We start from the raw sequence: 15,741 nt of genomic DNA, 5'->3' as shown, positions 1-15,741 counted from the left end.
CCCCTGTCCCGCCCCGTCTCTTCCGTCCCGTCCCGTCCCGTCCCGTCCCAGGAGGACCGATGCCGTCCCGCTCCGCCCGCACCACCGGGATCGTCCTCGCCGCCCTCGGACTCGTCGCCGTCGTCCTCGCGATCGTGCTGCTCGTCCGGCCCGCCGGCGGGGGAGCGCCCGGCGCAGCCACGGCGTCCGCGGGCCCGTCCTCGGCGTCGTCCGGGACCGCTCCGGCGACGTCCGCCGCTCCCGGCTCCGCGGAGGCGGCCGACGGCGCCGCCGCCCCCGCACCGACGGCCTCCGCCGCTCCGTCCGGCACCGAGCCGGGCACCGGATCCGACGCTCCTCCCGCCATCGTCTCCTTCGCCTCCACCCCCGCCTCCGTCGACTGCGAGGGCGACCGCACCGCCTCCGTCCCGCTCGCCCTGTCGTGGGAGACGAGCGGAGGCGCCACCGCCCGCCTGGCTGTCGGCACCACCGATGCGAGCGCGGGCGAGCCCGTCGACCTCGCGGCGTCCGGCTACGCCGCCGTCACCGCCGACTGCCGCGACTCCGAGACCCTGATCACCCTCGCCGTCCTCGCTCCCGACGGCACCACCGCCCAGCGCACCCTCGTCATCCCCGCCTCCTGAACCGCTCCGCCCGCGCGGAGGCGGTCACGGAGGCATCGAGCGACCCCGGCACGGCAGAATGGGACACGATGACCTCCACACCCCCTCCGCTCGGCCTGCTCCTCGACGTCGACGGGCCCATCGCGAGCCCCGTCACGCGCACGATCTCGATCCCCGAGATCGCCGACGACCTCGTCACCCTGGCCAACGCCGGCATCCCGATCGTGTTCAACACGGGCCGCTCCGACGCGTTCCTGCGCGAGCGGGTCCTGCCCGCGCTCCTCGAGCGCGGCGTCTCGGCCGAGGCCCGCATCGTGTGCGTCTGCGAGAAGGGCGCCGTCTGGTTCACCGTCGACTACCGCGGCACCTCGGAGCCGATCGTCGACGAGTCGCTCGCGATCCCCGAGCCGGTGGCCCGCGACCTCGAGCGGATGATCCGCTCCGACTACGACGACCTGGTCTTCTTCGACGAGACCAAGCGCGCCATGGTCTCGGCCGAGCAGCTGGTCGACCTGCCGAGCGAGGACTACCTCGAGCGCCAGCTCGTCTTCGACGCCGACGCTCTGCAGATCATGACCGCCGCGGGCCTCGGAGTCGAGCGCCGCGGCATCCGGTACCCGAACGAGGAGGGGACGGTCGACTTCCGCATCGACCCGACCGTCATCTCGACCGACATCGAGTCGAACCGGCTCGGCAAGGACCTCGGCGCCCAGCGCGCCGTGGAGCTGCTCGGAGCGACCGGCGCGATCCCGCAGCGCTGGCGCACGGTCGGCGACTCCCGGAGCGACTACGCGATGGCCGACTGGCTGTTCGAGCACGCCTACGACGTCGCCCACGTCGACGTGCGGCCCGCGGAGGGCGTGCCCGACAAGCCCTACCCGGTCCTCGTCGTCGACGGAGCCGTGAACGATGCGGCCGGCGCCGCCGTGCTGCGCCGCTGGACGGAGCTCGTCGCCGACGAGACGACGCCCGAGGTCGGCGGCGCGATCTCGCTCCACTCGCGCGGCTGATCCGCCACCCCTCGCCGCCCCCGCCGCGGGCCCGTTAGCGTTCGAGCATGAGAATCGCAGTCACCGGTGGATCCGGCAAGCTCGGCCGCCACGTCGTCACCCGCCTCCGCGCCTCCGGGCACGAGGTCTTCAACCTGGACCGCGCGGGGGACCGCGGCGCGGGCTTCGTCCGCATCGACATCGCCGACTACGGCCAGGTCGTGGACGCGCTGCAGTCGGTGAACGACCAGTACGAGGGCATCGACGCGCTCGTGCACCTCGCCGCGATCCCCGCGCCGGGCCTCGTGCCCGACGTCGCCACGTTCCACAACAACATGATCGCGACGTTCAACGCCTTTCACGGAGCGATCCGTGCCGGCATCCGCAACGTCGTCTACGCCTCCAGCGAGACCGTGCTGGGCCTGCCCTTCGACGTCCCGCCGCCCTACATCCCGGTCGACGAGCAGTACCCGGCGCGCCCGGAGTCGGTCTACTCGCTCACCAAGCACCTCGAGGAGCAGATGGCGATCGAGCTGTGCCGCTGGCACCCGGACCTGAAGATCACGGGCCTGCGCTTCTCGAACGTCATGGACGAGGCCGACTACGCCGAGTTCCCGTCGTTCGACTCCGACGCGCTGCTGCGCAAGTGGAACCTCTGGGGCTACATCGACGGACGCGACGGAGCGCAGGCGGTCGAGAAGGCGCTGCTCGCCGAGACGACCGGGTTCGACCGCTTCATCATCGCCGCGGCCGACACCGTGATGACGCGCCCCAACGCCGAGCTGGTGGCCGAGGTGTTCCCCGGAGTCGAGCTGCGCGGCGACCTCGGGACCACCGGCACCCTGCTCTCGATCGACCACGCCCGCGAGGTCCTCGGCTACGCCCCCGAGCACTCCTGGCGCGACTCGCAGCAGGGCTGACCCGCGGGCCCGGCGCATCGGGATCCGCGCTGCTCGTCGGTGGGGTGGATCCCGATACGCGGGCTGCGCCCGCTCCTCGATCAGCAGGGGTGCGGTCGGCCTGTGACCGTGCCGGTCGAGGAGCGGCAGCGCGGCGTCTCGAGACCCGCCCTGTTCGTGCGCGGCTCGGCTCGCCGCCCCACGCACGAGCGCGCCCGGTCCGCAGGATGACTGCAGGCCGGGCGCGCTCCGTGGAGCCGAGGATCAGCTCGGGATGTAGTTGAAGGTGTCGGGGTCGGGGCCGGTGCGGTGGCCGCGGTCGAGCGCCGTGATGTCGGTCATCGCCTCGTCGTCGAGCTCGAAGTCGAAGAGGGCGAAGTTCTCCTCCACGCGCTTGCGGGTGACCGACTTCGGGAAGACGATGTCGCCGCGCTGGATGTGCCAGCGGAGCACGACCTGCGCCGGGCTGCGGTCGACGTTGCGCGCGATGCGGGTGATGGTGTCGTCGTCGAGGACGAGGCCCTGCGCGATCGGCGACCAGGCCTCGGTCGCGATGCCGTGCTCGGTGCCGTAGGCGCGGAGCTCCTGCTGCACGAGGTAGGGATGCACCTCGATCTGGTTCACGGCCGGGACGATGGTCGCCTCGGCGCGGAGCCGGTTGAGGTGGTTGGTCTGGAAGTTGGAGACGCCAATTGCCTTCGCCTTGCCGCTGCGGTAGATCTCCTCCATCGCCTTCCAGGTCTCCAGGTAGTCGCCCACGTTCGGGAGCGGCCAGTGGATGAGGAACAGATCGACGTAGTCGAACTTCAGCTCGCCGAGGGTGACGTCGATCGCGGCGAGAGCGTCCTCGCGGGCGTGGAAGCCGTTGTTGAGCTTGCTGGTCACGAAGACCTCGGAGCGGTCGAGGCCGGAGGCGCGGACGGCCTCGCCGACGCCCGCCTCGTTGCCGTACATCTCGGCGGTGTCGATGTGGCGGTAGCCGACCTCGAGGGCCGCCAGGGTCGCGTCCTTGGTCTCGGCCGGGTCGATCTGGAACACGCCGAAGCCCAGCTGCGGGATCTCCACGCCGTTGTTCAGGGTGATCGTGGGGACCGTTGCGGTGTCGTCGCTCATGAGCGAGTACGTCCTTTCGTCGGGGCGAGGGCGCAGTGGAGCCGCGCCGTCGTGCCTCCAGTCCATCGCCTGCGGCTCCCAGCATCAACCCCTTGCGCGCTCGGCGGACATCCAGCTTCCCCGCGGAGGAGGAGTCGGATCCCCCGAACCACCGGTGTGCCCTCCCGGGAACGCCGAAGGCCCCCGGCACGGATGCCGGGGGCCTTCGAGAAGCGCGACTTACGCGCGGGACTTGCGGCCGACGATCGCGCCGTAGATGAGGAGGACGACGATCGCACCGACGACGGAGACGATGATGCTCACGATGTTGATGCCGTTGACGGCGTCCTGGATGCCGAACAGCGTGCTGAGGAAGCCGCCGAGCAGCGCGCCCACGATGCCGAGGACGATCGTGATGATCCATCCGCCGCCCTGCTTGCCCGGGAGGATGAGCTTGGCGAGCGCCCCGGCGATGAGGCCGAGGATGATCCAGCTGATGATGCCCATGATGTTTCTCCTTCAGTTCGTGCTCGATCGGCCGTTCCGATGCGAGCGGAGACACCGGCGGGCCGGTGTCCTGTGAGTCGTGGAAGCGGGGGTCAGCGGAGGCGGCGCTGCACCTTGTCGCGAGCCTTGCTCGCGATGGCGGTGAGCTGCTTGGCCTCGCGCTTGGAGGTCTTCTTGAGCTTCTTGCGGGTCTTCTTCGTGGCCGGGTCGTTCCACACGCCGAGTGCGAGGTGGCGCAGCTCTTCGTAGCGGCCACGGCCGGCGCGGGAGCCGAACACGTAGGCGGTGAAGGCGACCAGTGCCAGCAGGACGAGGCGGGGATTCATGCAGTGACCCTTCCATCGGAGAGCACCGGGTCGTGCTCGACACCCATTTGACTCTCCTGCGCAATCCGTGACAAACCACGGCCCGACCATTGACAGGGACCCCTCGCATCGTGTTCCGCGTGCGCGTGTACCCGATTCAGCCGCAGGCCGGAGACGTCTCGGACGGGAAGCGAGCGTGGAGGTAGTGGCCGTAGCCGCCCTCGACCCGGTTGTCGCGGCGGCCGGAGGTGACCACCTCGCCGCGGTCCGTCGCTCCGACCCGGGCGCCGCTCGCGCGCAGCCGCTCGACGAGCAGGACGTCCTCGTGCAGCGGCTCCCGGCCGAAGCCGCCCGCCGCGAGGTATGCGCTCGCGCGGACGCCGAGGTTCGCGCCGTGGATGCTGCCGATCGACTCCTCCCGCGCGCGGACGTCGCGCCAGCGCGAGTAGGCGCCGGGGGAGAGGTCGGCCGGGTCGGGCCGGACCGTGCCGAGCAGCGCGTCGTGCCGTCGGGCGTGCTCGACGTGGGCGGCCAGCCAGTCGCGGGGGACCACGGTGTCGGCGTCGGTGTTGGCGATCCACACCTGCTCGAGCGGAGCGGTGACGGAGGAGAGGGCGTGCGCGATCCCGGCGGAGCGGGCGGCGCCGACTCCGCAGCGGGCGAGCTCCAGCACCTCGGCGCCGGCGGCGCGGGCCCGCTCGCCGGTCGCGTCGGAGCAGCCGTCCGCGGCGACCACGAGGCGCATCCCGATTCCGGGCGCCCGGTGGGCGAGGTGGGTCGCGCTCGCCCGGACGGAGGCGATCAGGCCGCCGATCCGCTCCTCCTCGTCGAGGGCCGGGACGACGACCAGCACCTGCGCGAGCCGGCTCACACCAGCCCCATCCGGCGGGCGACCGAGCGGGAGTCGCGGGCGTGGACCTCGAGCAGGACGTCCTCCTCCTCGTGGCGGGCGAGGCGGTGCAGGCCCAGCTCGGCCACGGCGGACTGCACGGCGTCGCCGTCCAGAGCGAGCCCCTCGATCGGATGCCGCCAGTGCACGGTGACGAGCTCCCCCGCGGGGGCGAGGGCGTCGCGGATGGTGCGCAGCACGCCGGGGAGGGCGTCGCCGAGGTAGTAGCCGACCTCCGAGAGCACGACCAGGTCGAACGGACCCTCCGGCACGCCGCGGGTGATGTCGTGGTGCTCGACCCGCACGTGCTCGAGCGGAGCGAGGCGGCGGGCGGCGCGCTCGACGGCGGCGCTCGACACGTCGATCGCCAGCAGGCGGTCGGCCCGGTCGGCCAGCGCCTCGGCCAGCACGCCGATCGAGGCGCCGATCTCCAGCACGGAGCCGTAGCGCTGCTCCGGCAGGCTCGCGAGGGTCAGGGCGCGCTTGCGCTGCTCGTACCAGCGGCTCGTGTACCCCCACGGGTCCTCGTGGCGGGCGTACAGCTCGTCGAAGTAGCTCATGCGATCCTCACCAGCCGGTCGTCCCCGGTGAAGGTGCGCAGGAAGAGCGGATGGAGCACCGGACCGGTCCCGTCGGGCGCGGGGCGGGTCTGGCTGGGGTAGCGGGAGCGGGCGCGGCGGGTCCGCTCGAGCAGCTCGTCGTCGAGCGGCAGGCGCACGAGATCGCCCCACGGCACCTCGGGGTCCCCCGGGTCCGCCCAGTGCCACAGCCAGATCGGCGCGGCGAGCAGCGGCTGCCCGCGCTCGCGCGCGACCTCCGCGCAGATCTCGCCGACCACGCGGTGGTCCCGGTGCCCGTCCCCGGTCCAGGTGGAGAGGAGCAGGACGGTCCCGGGGGCGCCGGCCGCCCGCTCGCGCACCTCGCGTGCGATGCGCTCGTGGTGCTCCGGGGTCGCCGAGTCCGGCACGTCGAGGAAGGCGAGCCCGATGCCGGGGCCGAGCTCCGCCAGGGCGTCCGAGGCCTCCCGCCGGCGCTCGGCAGCGAGGTCCGCGTCCCGCTCCCCGTGGGCCGCGGCTCCGTCGGTCACGACGACGACGTCGACCGCGATCCCGCGCCGACGCGCGAGCGCGATGGTGCCGCCGCAGCCGAGGGTCTCGTCGTCGGCGTGCGCGACGACAACCAGGACGCGCCGGATCCCGTCGGGCAGGGTCAGCTCCGGGAGGCGGTCGCGGCGGCCGTCCGCGCTCCAGCGCTCGAGAGGAGTGCCCTCGAGCCGCCCGTCGAAGGGCCGGCTCACCAGGAGGCCGCCTCGCCCGAGGCGAGCACGGCGCGGCCGAGAGCGGCGTCGTCGCGCTCGGCGTGGTGCTGGCGGACGTAGAGCGCGAGGTCGGCGACGCGCTTGGCGTGCTCGGCGTCGAGGGCGAGCGGAGCCGGGCCGAGCGCGCGGCCGGCGCGGAGCAGGATCTCCTCGACCGCTCCGGCGACGCTCGCCCGCACGCGCTTGGCGAGCAGTGAGCCGCGGGGGCCGTCGGCCTCGCCCGCGTCGACCGCCGCGGCGGCCTCGTCCAGCGCCCGGCGCGACGCGGAGAGCGCCGTGTCGATCGCTCCGAGGTGGGCCAGGAGGTGCGGGTCCTCGCGTCGGGCTGCCGCCGTCGCGACGGCCGCCGCGACTCCGAGGGCTCCGCCGTGCCAGCAGGCGGCGACGCCGATGCCGCCCCAGGCGAAGCCGGGCCGCGAGAGGTACCAGCCGGCGTCGCCCACGGGGACGGCGCGGGTGCCGGAGAAGCGGACCGGTCCGCTGGGCACCTCCGTCAGGCCCCGCGCGTGCCAGGCGTCCTGCTCCGGCGTCGCCGTCCCGTCGCGCAGCGCCACCGCGAAGAGGCGGCGCTCGCCGGAGGCGTCGCCGACGTGGGCGGTGACGAGGGCGGCGTCGAGGCGGTCGGCCAGCGAGCACCAGGGCTTCACTCCGTCGAGCAGCCAGTCGCCGTCGCTCTCGCGCGCGACCAGAGGATCCCCGCCGCCCTCGGCCGCGAAGACCCCCCAGGCGGCGTCGGCGGCGACTCCGAGTCCGGACGGGTCGAGCTCCGCCTCGCCGAGGATCGCGAGAGCGTCGAGGTGCGGCTCCACCGCGCGCGCGACGCCGAGGTCGTGCCGAGCCAGGCGCTCGAGGAGACCGTGCAGCTCGGCGGTGCGACCGGTGCCGGGCCGGGGCGCGTCGGCGCTCAGACCGCGCGCGAAGCCGAGCGCGCCGTCGACGTCGTGGGGGAGGAGAGAGGAGGAGTGCTGGTCCATCGCCTCCGAAACTACGCAGTCGAGCGGGCGGCGTCCGGCGATTGTCCCCGAACGGACGGGGTGCTAAGCGTCAGATGTCAAGGTCGTTGATCCTGTGCAGGAGAGAGGCGAAGAGCTCGACGTCGGCGAGCGCCCAGCTGCGCAGCTCCTCGTGCATCAGCGCCTGGTTCGAGCTGCGGATCTCGCGCAGCCGCGCGGCGGTCGCCGGAGTCACCGAGAGGATCGTGGCGCGGCCGTCCTGCGGGTCGGGGGTGCGCTCGAGGAAGCCGAGGCGGTCGAGCGCCGTGATCTGGCGGCTGAGCGCCGACTTGTCCATCTCGAGGAGCTCGGCCAGCACGCCCGAGTGCACGGGTCCGCGGCGCTCGAGCGCCGAGATCGTCTTGTAGCCCAGTGGCGTCAGCTCCGGGTGGAGACGCTCGGCGTAGGAGCGCATCGCCGCCCGCACGCGGTTGAAGAGGGTGCTGAGCTCGCCCTCCACCGAGGCGATCGCGGAGTCGACGTCGCGGGCGGAGTCGGAGGTCGGGCCGGTCATGCCTCCAGCATCCCGCGCGCGGGCCCTCCTCCTCGACTTGCGCCCGCGCGCCGCGATGACGTACGCTTCCCGAAGCCAAAGACCGCCGGTTTCCGGTGTGCGCACGAGCAGGGCCCCGGCCCCGCGGATCGACACCGGACGAAGGATTCGCGAAGCGAATTGCCCGCGCAGGTGCACGAGTTCAGTTCCGCCTCACCGCGATCCCGAAGCTCCGCGCCCCTGTGCCGGAGCTTTTTTCTTTGCCTGCCTTCGGGCTACCGGCACGAGAATTCACAGGAGTAGCCATGGCGAACAAGGAAGCCTCGGTTGCCGAACTCACGGAGAAGTTCCAGAGCTCGACGGCCGTTCTGCTGACCGAGTACCGCGGTCTCACTGTTGCTCAGCTCAAGACGCTGCGCAAGGACATCAGTGAGCACGCAACCTACGCCGTGGTGAAGAACACGCTGACCAAGATCGCGGCGAACAACGCCGGTATCTCGTCCTTCGACGACGAGCTCGCTGGCCCCTCGGCCATCGCGTTCGTGCACGGCGACCCTGTCGCCGTCGCGAAGTCGCTGCGTGCCTTCGCCAAGGCAAACCCTCTCCTCGTGGTCAAGGGCGGTTACTTCGACGGTAACCCGCTGACCGCAGAAGAGGTGGGCAAGCTCGCCGACCTCGAGTCCCGCGAAGTTCTGCTCGGCAAGCTCGCCGGCGCCTTCAAGGCCTCGCTGTTCGGCGCCGCATATCTGTTCAACGCTCCGCTCTCGAAGGCCGTTCGCACGGTCGAGGCGCTGCGCGAGAAGCAGGAGTCCGCGAGCTGACGTCTTCCCCTTCCGGGAAGCAGTGCGCGCGCGGTTCGTAGACAAAGAAAAACAAGGAGAAAAATCATGGCAAAGCTCACGCAGGACGAGCTCATCGAGGCCTTCAAGGAGCTCACGCTCATCGAGCTCTCGGAGTTCGTCAAGAAGTTCGAAGAGGTCTTCGAGGTCACCGCTGCGGCGCCCGTCGCCGCCGCCGGTGTGGCCGGCCCGGCCGCCCCCGCCGAAGAGGTCGAGGAGCAGACCGAGTTCGACGTCGTGCTCGAGGCCGCCGGCGAGAAGAAGATCCAGGTCATCAAGGAGGTGCGCGCCCTCACCAGCCTCGGCCTCGGTGAGGCGAAGGCGCTCGTCGACGGTGCCCCCAAGGCGGTCCTCGAGGCCGTCAACAAGGAGACCGCCGAGAAGGCCAAGGCTCAGCTCGAGGGCGCCGGCGCGACCGTCACCGTCAAGTAATCCCCCTCACCCGTCGCGGGTGCCGGCTCCGGCCGGTCGCTCGTCAGGGTGACGCAGGCACGCCTGCAGACGCAGGGCGTCGTCTCCTCGGAGGCGGCGCCCTTCGTCGTTCCCGGCCGTTGGAGGCGCGCGCCCCTAGGATCGGAACGTGACTGCTCACGATCTGCTCGCCGGGCTCCCCGCCCGCGACGTCCCGCCCAGCGAGGTCTCGCTCAGCGAGCTCCTGAGCGACTTCGTCTCGGTGACGCACCGGATCACCCGCCTCGCCGCCCAGGCGACCGGCAACCAGGAGTCGCAGGCCGTCTGGCGCACGCTCTCGGTGCTCCTCTCGATGGGCCCGATGCGCCTGGGGGAGCTCGCCTCCCAGAGCCGCGTCTCGCAGCCCACGATGACCAAGATCGTGAAGAACCTCGTCGAGACCGGCTGGCTCGACCGGATCGCCGATCCCCTCGACGCGCGCGCCTGGCAGATCCGCCTGGCTCCCGCCGGCGCGGACGCGCTGAACGCCTGGCGGACCGACCTCGGCGACGCGCTGACGCCGATCTTCGCCGATCTCACCCCCGAGGACCGCCGCGTCCTCGAGCGCGCCGTCGAGATCATGCACGAGCGCCTCGTCGTCGGTCCGCGCGACTGACCCCTCCCGCGCGGTTCCGCCGCGCGGCACACTGGTCGCGTGCAGATGCGACTCGAGCTCGTCCCCCTCCCCGTCAGCGACGTCGACCGCGCGGTCGCCTTCTACACGGAGGTGATGGGCTTCCACCTCGACCACGACGTGCGGCCCTCCGCGGCGATGCGCGTGGTCCAGCTCACGCCGCCCGGCTCGGCCTGCTCGATCGTGGTCGGCAACGGGATGGGCCCCGGTCCGGAGGAGGGCGTCGTCCGCTCCCTCCACCTCGTCGTCGACGACATCGCCGCCGCTCGCGCGGAGCTCGTCGGCCGCTCGCTCGAGATCAGCGAGGTCCAGGACCTGGGCGGCGTGCAGTACGCGTACTTCGCCGATCCGGACGGCAACACCTGGGCGCTCCAGGAGATCGGGAGCAGGACGCCCCCGGAGTGAGTCAGTCCTCGGGCCAGCGGACCCGGGCGTCGACGTCGGGGTGCTTGCGCAGCCAGGCCGCGACGAAGGGGCAGCGCGGGACGACCGTGCCGCCCGCCTCCGTGATCGCGGTGACCGCGGCCCGCGCGAGGATGCTCCCGAGGCCGTTGCCCTCCCACGCGTCGTCGACGACGGTGTGGGTGAGCGTCACCTCGTCGCCCTGGCGGGTGTACGCGGCGAAGCCGGCCGGGGTGCCGCCGACCTCGATCACGAAGCGGGACCGCTCGGGGACGTCGCGGACGGCGGGGGTGTCGGAGTCGCTCATGCTCCGATTCTCGCCCCCCGCGGCGCCGAGGTGCTGGTGCGGATCACCAGCGAGGCGGGGATCAGCGTGTGGCGGGCCGGGGGAGGGGGCTCGCCGCGACCGAGGGCGGCCAGCGCGTCCAGCACCAGCGCGACCGCGAGCTCGCCCTGCTGGCGCGGATCCTGGCGGATCGAGCTGAGACCGAAGAGCTCGGCGAGGGGGTGGTCGTCGATCCCGATGACGGAGACGTCCTCGGGCACCGAGAGGCCGAGCTCGCGCGCCGCGAGGATGATCCCGATCGCGATCTCGTCGGAGGCGGCGAAGATCGCCGTCGGCCGGGTCCGCGGGTCGCCGAGGACCTGCCGTCCGGCGCTGTGCCCGCCGGGGATGTCGAATGTGGTGGGCACGATGTCCTGCGCGCCCGGCTCGAGGCCGGCGGCCGCGAGCGCCTGGCGGAATCCGTCGCGGCGCTGCGTGTGGACGTGGAAGTCCATCTCCTCCTCCGCGAGCCCGCCGATGTGGACGACCCGCTCGTGGCCGAGGGAGAGCAGGTGCTCCGTGGCGAGGCGGGAGGCGGCGACGTCGTCGATGCTGAAGGTGGGGATGCCGGGGAGCTCGCCGCCGATGCCGACGATGGGCTTGCCCAGGGCGAGGAGCGCCTCCGTCTCGTGCGGCGAGATCTCGAGCGTGACGGCGACGATCGCGTCGACGCGCTTGCGGACGAGGTAGTACTCGAACACGCTCCGGCGGGCGTCGAGGTGCTTGTCGATGTTGTAGAGGAGCAGGTCGTAGCCGGCGGCGAGCAGGGCGCGCTCGATGCCCTCGATGATCCCGGCGAAGAACCACTGGTTGATGATCGGGATGATCACGGCGATGTTGTTGCTGCGGCCGGTGACGAGGCTGGAGGCGTTGGCGGAGACGACGTAGCCCAGGCTCGTCGCGGCGCGCTCGACGCGCTGCTTCGTCCCCGCGGAGACGTAGCCCCGGCCGCTGAGCGCGCGCGAGACCGTCGCCTTCGACACTCCTGCGAGCTCGGCCACCTCTTCGATGCCTGGCACGGCGTTCCTCCCGACCGTCCGGCCTCGATGCTGGAAACGGTTCCAGGAAGTTATACCCCGCCCGGCGGCCGGGCGTCGCGCCGAGATCGATCTCCGCCCGGCCCGGCCGCCGCGATCGCTGTTCTGACGCCGAATCGTTATCTCAGAGAGCGCTCTATCACCGGCGTTGTGCTTTCATCGTTCTTGTGGAAAGGTTTCCCTCCGTGGGAGCCCACCCACACGAATCCGGTGATTCGCTCGGAGTTCCTCCTGGCATCGCCATCACCAGCATCCGAGTCGTCGCGGCACACGCTTCGAGCCGCCACAGCCTCCCGGTCCCGATCGGCGAGGAGCGGCCTGCTCGGCTGGTTCCACCACTCAATGAGGAGGAAGAATGCGGTCATCCCTGCACCGCCGTATCACCGTCCCGGTCGCCGTTCTGGCAGCGGCCGGCATCGCACTCGCGGGCTGCTCCAGCAGCAGTGACCCCAACGACCCGAACGCCGGCGGCGGCAGCTCGGCCGGCACGGTCGGCACCGCCGACGGCGTCGTCAACGTCTACGGCACCATCAACGGCGACGAGGCCACCCTTCTCGAGCAGTCCTGGGCGGACTGGGAGAAGGAGAGCGGCATCGAGATCAAGTACACGGGCGACAAGGAGTTCGAGAAGCAGATCGGCATCAAGGTCCAGGGTGGCGACACCCCCGACCTCGCGATCTTCCCGCAGCCGGGTCTGCTCGCCGACACCGTCGCCTCCGGCAAGGTGCAGGAGCTCCCCGAGGGCGCCCTCGCCAACGTCAAGCAGAACTGGTCCGAGGACTGGCAGAAGTACGGCCAGGTCGACGGCACCCAGTACGGCGCGCCGCTGATGGCGTCCGTCAAGGGCTACATCTGGTACTCCCCGGCCAAGTTCAAGGAGTGGGGCGTCTCCGTTCCCACGACGTGGGACGAGATGGAGGCGCTCGGCAAGACGATCGCCGAGAAGACCGGCGGACCGTCCTGGTGCGCGGGCTTCAACTCCGGTGAGGCCTCCGGTTGGCCCGGAACCGACTGGATCGAGGACGCCGTCCTCCGCGAGGCCGGCCCCGACGTCTACGACTCCTGGGTCGCGGGCGACACCCCCTTCACCGACCCGGCCATCAAGTCCGCGTTCGACTCCGTCGGATCGATCCTCCTCGACCCGACCCTCGTCAACGCCGGCTACGGCGATGTGAAGTCGATCAACTCCACCGCCTTCGGCGACGTCGCCCAGAACATGGCGAACGGCACCTGCGCGCTGACCCACCAGGCCTCGTTCTTCGAGGGCTTCCTGACCTCGGCCGGCGCCAACGTGGCCGAGGACGGCGACGTGTGGGCCTTCCTCACCCCGCCGGTCAAGGCCGACGACGCCCAGGCCGTCACCGGTGGTGGCGAGATGGTCGCCGCGTTCTCGAACGACGAGGACACCGCGAAGGTCCAGGAGTACCTGGCCAGCGCCGACTGGGCCAACAGCCGCGTCTCCCTCGGCGGCGTCATCTCCGCGAACACCGGTCTCGACCCGGCCAACGCGGGCAGCGACGTCCTGAAGGACTCCATCGCGATCCTCCAGAACCCGGACACCACGTTCCGCTTCGACGCGTCCGACCTCATGCCGAAGGCAGTGGGCTCGGACAGCTTCTTCAAGGGCATGGTCGACTGGATCGACGGCACGAGCACCGACCAGGCGCTCGAGGAGATCCAGGCCGGCTACACCTCCTAGCAGCGGAGCAGAGCCGCCGCTCCCGAGTGGCGGCTCAGCTGTGACGGCCCGGCCCCCGGATCCACGGATCCCGGGGCCGGGCCCCTCCTGAGTCCAGAGTCGCACTCGAAAGGGCGTCCATGTCCCCCATCACCATCTCGGGGTTCTTCCAATGGCTGGCGGGAATCCCGCCGCTCGCGCAGATCCCGCTCATCCTCCTGGCCTTCGCGGCCGTGGTGGCGCTCATCCTCTTCTTCGTCGAGATCGCGCCCCGCCGCGGCACCGGCTACACGGTCCTCCGGCTCGCGGTCACGGTCGTCCTGCCGGTCGTCCTCCTGCTGGTCTTCGGCCTCTACAACTCCGTCCTCTGGGTCGCTGTGGTGGCCGCCGTCATCGGCGGCGCGCTGTTCCTGCTCGACTTCCGGTCCCGCAAAGGCGCGGGCTACGGACTCCAGCTCATCGCGTTCATGGCACCGGCCGCCTTCTTCATCCTCATCGGCCTGATCTACCCGACGATCACGACGGCCATCAACGCGTTCATGAAGAACGACGGCTCCGGATTCGCCGGCATCGACAACTTCATCTGGGTCTTCACCAGCCCCGACGGCATCACCGCCTTCCTCAACACGGTGGTCTGGGTGCTCCTGGCACCCATCACGGCGACCGCGATCGGTCTCGCTTACGCGGTCTTCATCGACAAGAGCCGCGGCGAGAAGTTCTTCAAGCTGCTGGTCTTCATGCCGATGGCGATCTCGTTCGTCGGCGCGTCGATCATCTTCAAGTTCTTCTACGACGTGCGCCAGGGCGAGCAGATCGGCCTCCTCAACGGCATCCTCACCGCCTTCGGCGCCCCGCCGGTCGACTGGCTGGGACTCGAGCCGTGGAACACGCTGTTCCTCGTCGTCGTCCTCATCTGGACCCAGGCCGGATTCGCCATGACGGTGCTCTCCGCCGCCATCAAGGGCGTCCCCTCCGAGCAGCTCGAAGCGGCCTCGCTCGACGGCACCAGCGCGTGGCAGTCCTTCTGGAACGTCACCGTCCCCGGCATCCGCTCCTCTATCGTGGTCGTCCTCACGACGATCTCGATCGCGTCGCTGAAGGTCTTCGACATCGTCTCGGCGATGACCGGCGGCCGCTCCGACACCACGGTCCTCGCGTTCGAGATGGTCCGCCAGTTCCAGCTCGGCGCCCGCAGCGGCTACAGCGCGGCCCTCGCGGTCATCCTGTTCCTGCTCGTGCTCCCGATCGTCGTCTACAACGCCCGCCAGCTCGCCAAGCAGAGGGAGATCCGATGAACGTCACGCCCACTCCGATCCAGGTTCCGGTCGACCGCAGCACCGAGCGCGCGCTCGCCCGCGGCGAGTCCAGGATCGAGGCGGCCAGCGGCAAGGTCAAGAAGGCGACGACGTCGCGCGGCGCCACCCTCGCCGCGCTGATCATCGCCGTCATCTGGACCGTCCCCACCCTCGGCCTGTTCATCTCGTCGTTCCGCCCCGCGAACGACATCAAGACGACCGGCTGGTGGACGATCTTCGCCAACCCCGGCTTCACCCTCGACAACTACGCGAACGCGCTCAACTCGGGCGACAGCCTGACCCTGGGCAAGGCGTTCGTGAACTCGCTCGTCATCACGCTGCCGGCGGCGCTGATCCCGATCACGATCGCCAGCCTCGCCGCCTACGCGTTCGCCTGGATCGACTTCAAGGGCCGCAACACGCTCTTCGTCCTCGTGTTCTCGCTCCAGATCGTCCCCATCCAGATGGCGCTCGTGCCGCTGCTGCAGCTGTTCTCGGACGGCCTGCGCATCGGAGGGCTCTACATCCTTCCCGGCCTCGGGGTGAACGGGTTGGACGGCTCCTACGCGAAGGTGTGGATCGCGCACACGATCTTCGCGCTCCCGCTCGCGATCTTCATGCTCCACAACTTCATCTCCGAGATCCCCGGCGAGGTCATCGAAGCGGCACGAGTGGACGGCGCCGGACACGGCCAGATCTTCTTCCGCATCGTCCTCCCGCTCTCGGTCCCCGCCATCGCCTCCTTCGGCATCTTCCAGTTCCTCTGGGTCTGGAACGACCTGCTGGTCGCGACGGTCTTCACCTCCGGACAGGGGCTGCCGATCACGAAGGCGCTGCAGGACCTCACCGGCTCCTACGGCCAGTCGTGGGAGCTGCTCACGGCCGGCGCGTTCATCTCGATCATCGTGCCGCTCATCGTGTTCTTCTCCCTCCAGAGGTTCTTCGTCCGCGGCCTCCTCGCCGGCGCCACCAAGGGCTGACGACCCGCGGGGGTG

At 71.0% G+C, this 15,741-nt stretch carries 20 protein-coding genes; 10 read left to right on the top strand and 10 right to left on the bottom strand.

Features of this window, described 5'->3' with window-relative positions; all coding sequences use genetic code 11:
• Positions 1–59: 59 nt before the first annotated feature.
• The 3 genes from C5D50_RS00100 to C5D50_RS00090 all read left to right on the top strand — a co-directional run bounded on the left by C5D50_RS00100 (position 60) and on the right by C5D50_RS00090 (position 2,511).
• The gene (locus tag C5D50_RS00100) at positions 60–623 is read left to right on the top strand and encodes a hypothetical protein (RefSeq protein WP_104282399.1); all 564 of its coding nucleotides are present in this window, start codon (positions 60–62) and stop codon (positions 621–623) included.
• Between the two features lie 68 nt (positions 624–691).
• The gene (locus tag C5D50_RS00095; protein ID WP_104282398.1) at positions 692–1,612 is read left to right on the top strand and encodes a hypothetical protein; all 921 of its coding nucleotides are present in this window, start codon (positions 692–694) and stop codon (positions 1,610–1,612) included.
• A 47-nt stretch (positions 1,613–1,659) separates the two neighbouring features.
• Complete coding sequence (locus C5D50_RS00090; protein ID WP_104227477.1) at positions 1,660–2,511, top strand: NAD(P)-dependent oxidoreductase; 852 nt, start codon at positions 1,660–1,662, stop codon at positions 2,509–2,511.
• Between the two features lie 243 nt (positions 2,512–2,754).
• Here C5D50_RS00090 and C5D50_RS00085 read toward each other — a convergent pair whose 3' ends face one another.
• The 8 genes from C5D50_RS00085 to C5D50_RS00050 form a co-directional block, all read right to left on the bottom strand.
• Positions 2,755–3,603: an aldo/keto reductase gene (locus C5D50_RS00085; protein WP_104224329.1), complete on the bottom strand. Its 849-nt coding sequence runs from the start codon at positions 3,601–3,603 to the stop codon at positions 2,755–2,757.
• A gap of 219 nt (positions 3,604–3,822) precedes the next feature.
• On the bottom strand, positions 3,823–4,089 hold the full coding sequence (locus tag C5D50_RS00080; protein WP_104224330.1) for a GlsB/YeaQ/YmgE family stress response membrane protein: 267 nt from the start codon (positions 4,087–4,089) through the stop codon (positions 3,823–3,825).
• Positions 4,090–4,181: 92 nt separating this feature from the next.
• Entirely contained in the window at positions 4,182–4,415 is a 234-nt protein-coding gene (locus C5D50_RS00075; protein ID WP_104227476.1) for a hypothetical protein, read from the bottom strand.
• Positions 4,416–4,551: 136 nt separating this feature from the next.
• A complete protein-coding gene (locus C5D50_RS00070) occupies positions 4,552–5,265 on the bottom strand; it encodes a glycosyltransferase family 2 protein (protein ID WP_104282397.1) in 714 nt (237 codons plus the stop codon).
• Entirely contained in the window at positions 5,262–5,843 is a 582-nt protein-coding gene (locus tag C5D50_RS00065; RefSeq protein WP_104282396.1) for a class I SAM-dependent methyltransferase, read from the bottom strand. The genes C5D50_RS00070 and C5D50_RS00065 overlap by 4 nt, the downstream gene beginning before the upstream one ends.
• Positions 5,840–6,580: a PIG-L deacetylase family protein gene (locus tag C5D50_RS16395; RefSeq protein ID WP_181137253.1), complete on the bottom strand. Its 741-nt coding sequence runs from the start codon at positions 6,578–6,580 to the stop codon at positions 5,840–5,842. The genes C5D50_RS00065 and C5D50_RS16395 overlap by 4 nt, the downstream gene beginning before the upstream one ends.
• Entirely contained in the window at positions 6,577–7,575 is a 999-nt protein-coding gene (locus C5D50_RS16390; RefSeq protein ID WP_219814673.1) for an acyl-CoA dehydrogenase, read from the bottom strand. The genes C5D50_RS16395 and C5D50_RS16390 overlap by 4 nt, the downstream gene beginning before the upstream one ends.
• Before the next feature lie 70 nt (positions 7,576–7,645).
• Positions 7,646–8,107: a MarR family winged helix-turn-helix transcriptional regulator gene (locus tag C5D50_RS00050; RefSeq protein ID WP_104282395.1), complete on the bottom strand. Its 462-nt coding sequence runs from the start codon at positions 8,105–8,107 to the stop codon at positions 7,646–7,648.
• Between the two features lie 284 nt (positions 8,108–8,391).
• Between C5D50_RS00050 and rplJ the strand changes: the two genes are divergently transcribed.
• The 4 genes from rplJ (at position 8,392) to C5D50_RS00030 (ending at position 10,414) form a co-directional block, all read left to right on the top strand.
• A complete protein-coding gene (gene rplJ, locus C5D50_RS00045) occupies positions 8,392–8,907 on the top strand; it encodes a 50S ribosomal protein L10 (protein ID WP_055791018.1) in 516 nt (171 codons plus the stop codon).
• Between the two features lie 66 nt (positions 8,908–8,973).
• Positions 8,974–9,357 carry a 50S ribosomal protein L7/L12 gene (rplL, locus tag C5D50_RS00040; RefSeq protein WP_104224335.1) on the top strand — a complete coding sequence of 128 codons (384 nt, stop codon included), beginning with the start codon at positions 8,974–8,976 and terminating at the stop codon, positions 9,355–9,357.
• Positions 9,358–9,505: 148 nt separating this feature from the next.
• Positions 9,506–9,991 carry a MarR family winged helix-turn-helix transcriptional regulator gene (locus C5D50_RS00035; RefSeq protein ID WP_244229591.1) on the top strand — a complete coding sequence of 162 codons (486 nt, stop codon included), beginning with the start codon at positions 9,506–9,508 and terminating at the stop codon, positions 9,989–9,991.
• A gap of 39 nt (positions 9,992–10,030) precedes the next feature.
• On the top strand, positions 10,031–10,414 hold the full coding sequence (locus C5D50_RS00030; protein WP_181137252.1) for a VOC family protein: 384 nt from the start codon (positions 10,031–10,033) through the stop codon (positions 10,412–10,414).
• Position 10,415: 1 nt separating this feature from the next.
• Here the strand turns inward: C5D50_RS00030 and C5D50_RS00025 are convergent, their stop codons facing one another.
• Both C5D50_RS00025 and C5D50_RS00020 read right to left on the bottom strand, forming a co-directional pair.
• Complete coding sequence (locus C5D50_RS00025; protein WP_104282393.1) at positions 10,416–10,718, bottom strand: GNAT family N-acetyltransferase; 303 nt, start codon at positions 10,716–10,718, stop codon at positions 10,416–10,418.
• Positions 10,715–11,755: a LacI family DNA-binding transcriptional regulator gene (locus tag C5D50_RS00020; protein ID WP_104224337.1), complete on the bottom strand. Its 1,041-nt coding sequence runs from the start codon at positions 11,753–11,755 to the stop codon at positions 10,715–10,717. The genes C5D50_RS00025 and C5D50_RS00020 overlap by 4 nt, the downstream gene beginning before the upstream one ends.
• 373 nt (positions 11,756–12,128) lie before the next feature.
• Here C5D50_RS00020 and C5D50_RS00015 point away from each other — a divergent pair, with 373 nt between their 5' ends.
• From C5D50_RS00015 to C5D50_RS00005, 3 genes are all read left to right on the top strand, one after another.
• Positions 12,129–13,472, top strand: coding sequence for an ABC transporter substrate-binding protein (locus C5D50_RS00015; protein ID WP_104227181.1), 1,344 nt, complete (start codon positions 12,129–12,131; stop codon positions 13,470–13,472).
• A gap of 119 nt (positions 13,473–13,591) precedes the next feature.
• Complete coding sequence (locus tag C5D50_RS00010) at positions 13,592–14,746, top strand: carbohydrate ABC transporter permease (RefSeq protein ID WP_181137251.1); 1,155 nt, start codon at positions 13,592–13,594, stop codon at positions 14,744–14,746.
• Complete coding sequence (locus C5D50_RS00005; RefSeq protein WP_104288913.1) at positions 14,743–15,726, top strand: carbohydrate ABC transporter permease; 984 nt, start codon at positions 14,743–14,745, stop codon at positions 15,724–15,726. Before C5D50_RS00010 ends, C5D50_RS00005 begins: the two co-directional genes overlap by 4 nt.
• The last annotated feature ends 15 nt before the right edge of the window (positions 15,727–15,741 follow it).

The organism is Rathayibacter sp. RFBD1 (genome assembly GCF_002932915.1).
GTDB lineage: Bacteria > Actinomycetota > Actinomycetes > Actinomycetales > Microbacteriaceae > Rathayibacter.
Note: the sequence above shows the minus strand (reverse complement) of the source record. Positions and strands in the feature narration are given on the sequence as shown.

Bases quoted from the DNA above. Each gene is read 5' to 3' on its own strand.
- C5D50_RS00065 (WP_104282396.1), bottom strand. From the start codon at position 5,843: ATGAGCTACTTCGACGAGCTGTACGCCCGCCACGAGGACCCGTGGGGG.
- rplL (WP_104224335.1), top strand. From the start codon at position 8,974: ATGGCAAAGCTCACGCAGGACGAGCTCATCGAGGCCTTCAAGGAGCTC.
- C5D50_RS00080 (WP_104224330.1), bottom strand. From the start codon at position 4,089: ATGGGCATCATCAGCTGGATCATCCTCGGCCTCATCGCCGGGGCGCTC.
- C5D50_RS00025 (WP_104282393.1), bottom strand. From the start codon at position 10,718: ATGAGCGACTCCGACACCCCCGCCGTCCGCGACGTCCCCGAGCGGTCC.
- C5D50_RS00095 (WP_104282398.1), top strand. From the start codon at position 692: ATGACCTCCACACCCCCTCCGCTCGGCCTGCTCCTCGACGTCGACGGG.
- C5D50_RS00085 (WP_104224329.1), bottom strand. From the start codon at position 3,603: ATGAGCGACGACACCGCAACGGTCCCCACGATCACCCTGAACAACGGC.
- C5D50_RS00005 (WP_104288913.1), top strand. From the start codon at position 14,743: ATGAACGTCACGCCCACTCCGATCCAGGTTCCGGTCGACCGCAGCACC.
- C5D50_RS00015 (WP_104227181.1), top strand. From the start codon at position 12,129: ATGCGGTCATCCCTGCACCGCCGTATCACCGTCCCGGTCGCCGTTCTG.
- C5D50_RS00010 (WP_181137251.1), top strand. From the start codon at position 13,592: ATGTCCCCCATCACCATCTCGGGGTTCTTCCAATGGCTGGCGGGAATC.
- C5D50_RS00050 (WP_104282395.1), bottom strand. From the start codon at position 8,107: ATGACCGGCCCGACCTCCGACTCCGCCCGCGACGTCGACTCCGCGATC.
- rplJ (WP_055791018.1), top strand. From the start codon at position 8,392: ATGGCGAACAAGGAAGCCTCGGTTGCCGAACTCACGGAGAAGTTCCAG.
- C5D50_RS00075 (WP_104227476.1), bottom strand. From the start codon at position 4,415: ATGAATCCCCGCCTCGTCCTGCTGGCACTGGTCGCCTTCACCGCCTAC.
- C5D50_RS00090 (WP_104227477.1), top strand. From the start codon at position 1,660: ATGAGAATCGCAGTCACCGGTGGATCCGGCAAGCTCGGCCGCCACGTC.
- C5D50_RS16390 (WP_219814673.1), bottom strand. From the start codon at position 7,575: ATGGACCAGCACTCCTCCTCTCTCCTCCCCCACGACGTCGACGGCGCG.
- C5D50_RS00100 (WP_104282399.1), top strand. From the start codon at position 60: ATGCCGTCCCGCTCCGCCCGCACCACCGGGATCGTCCTCGCCGCCCTC.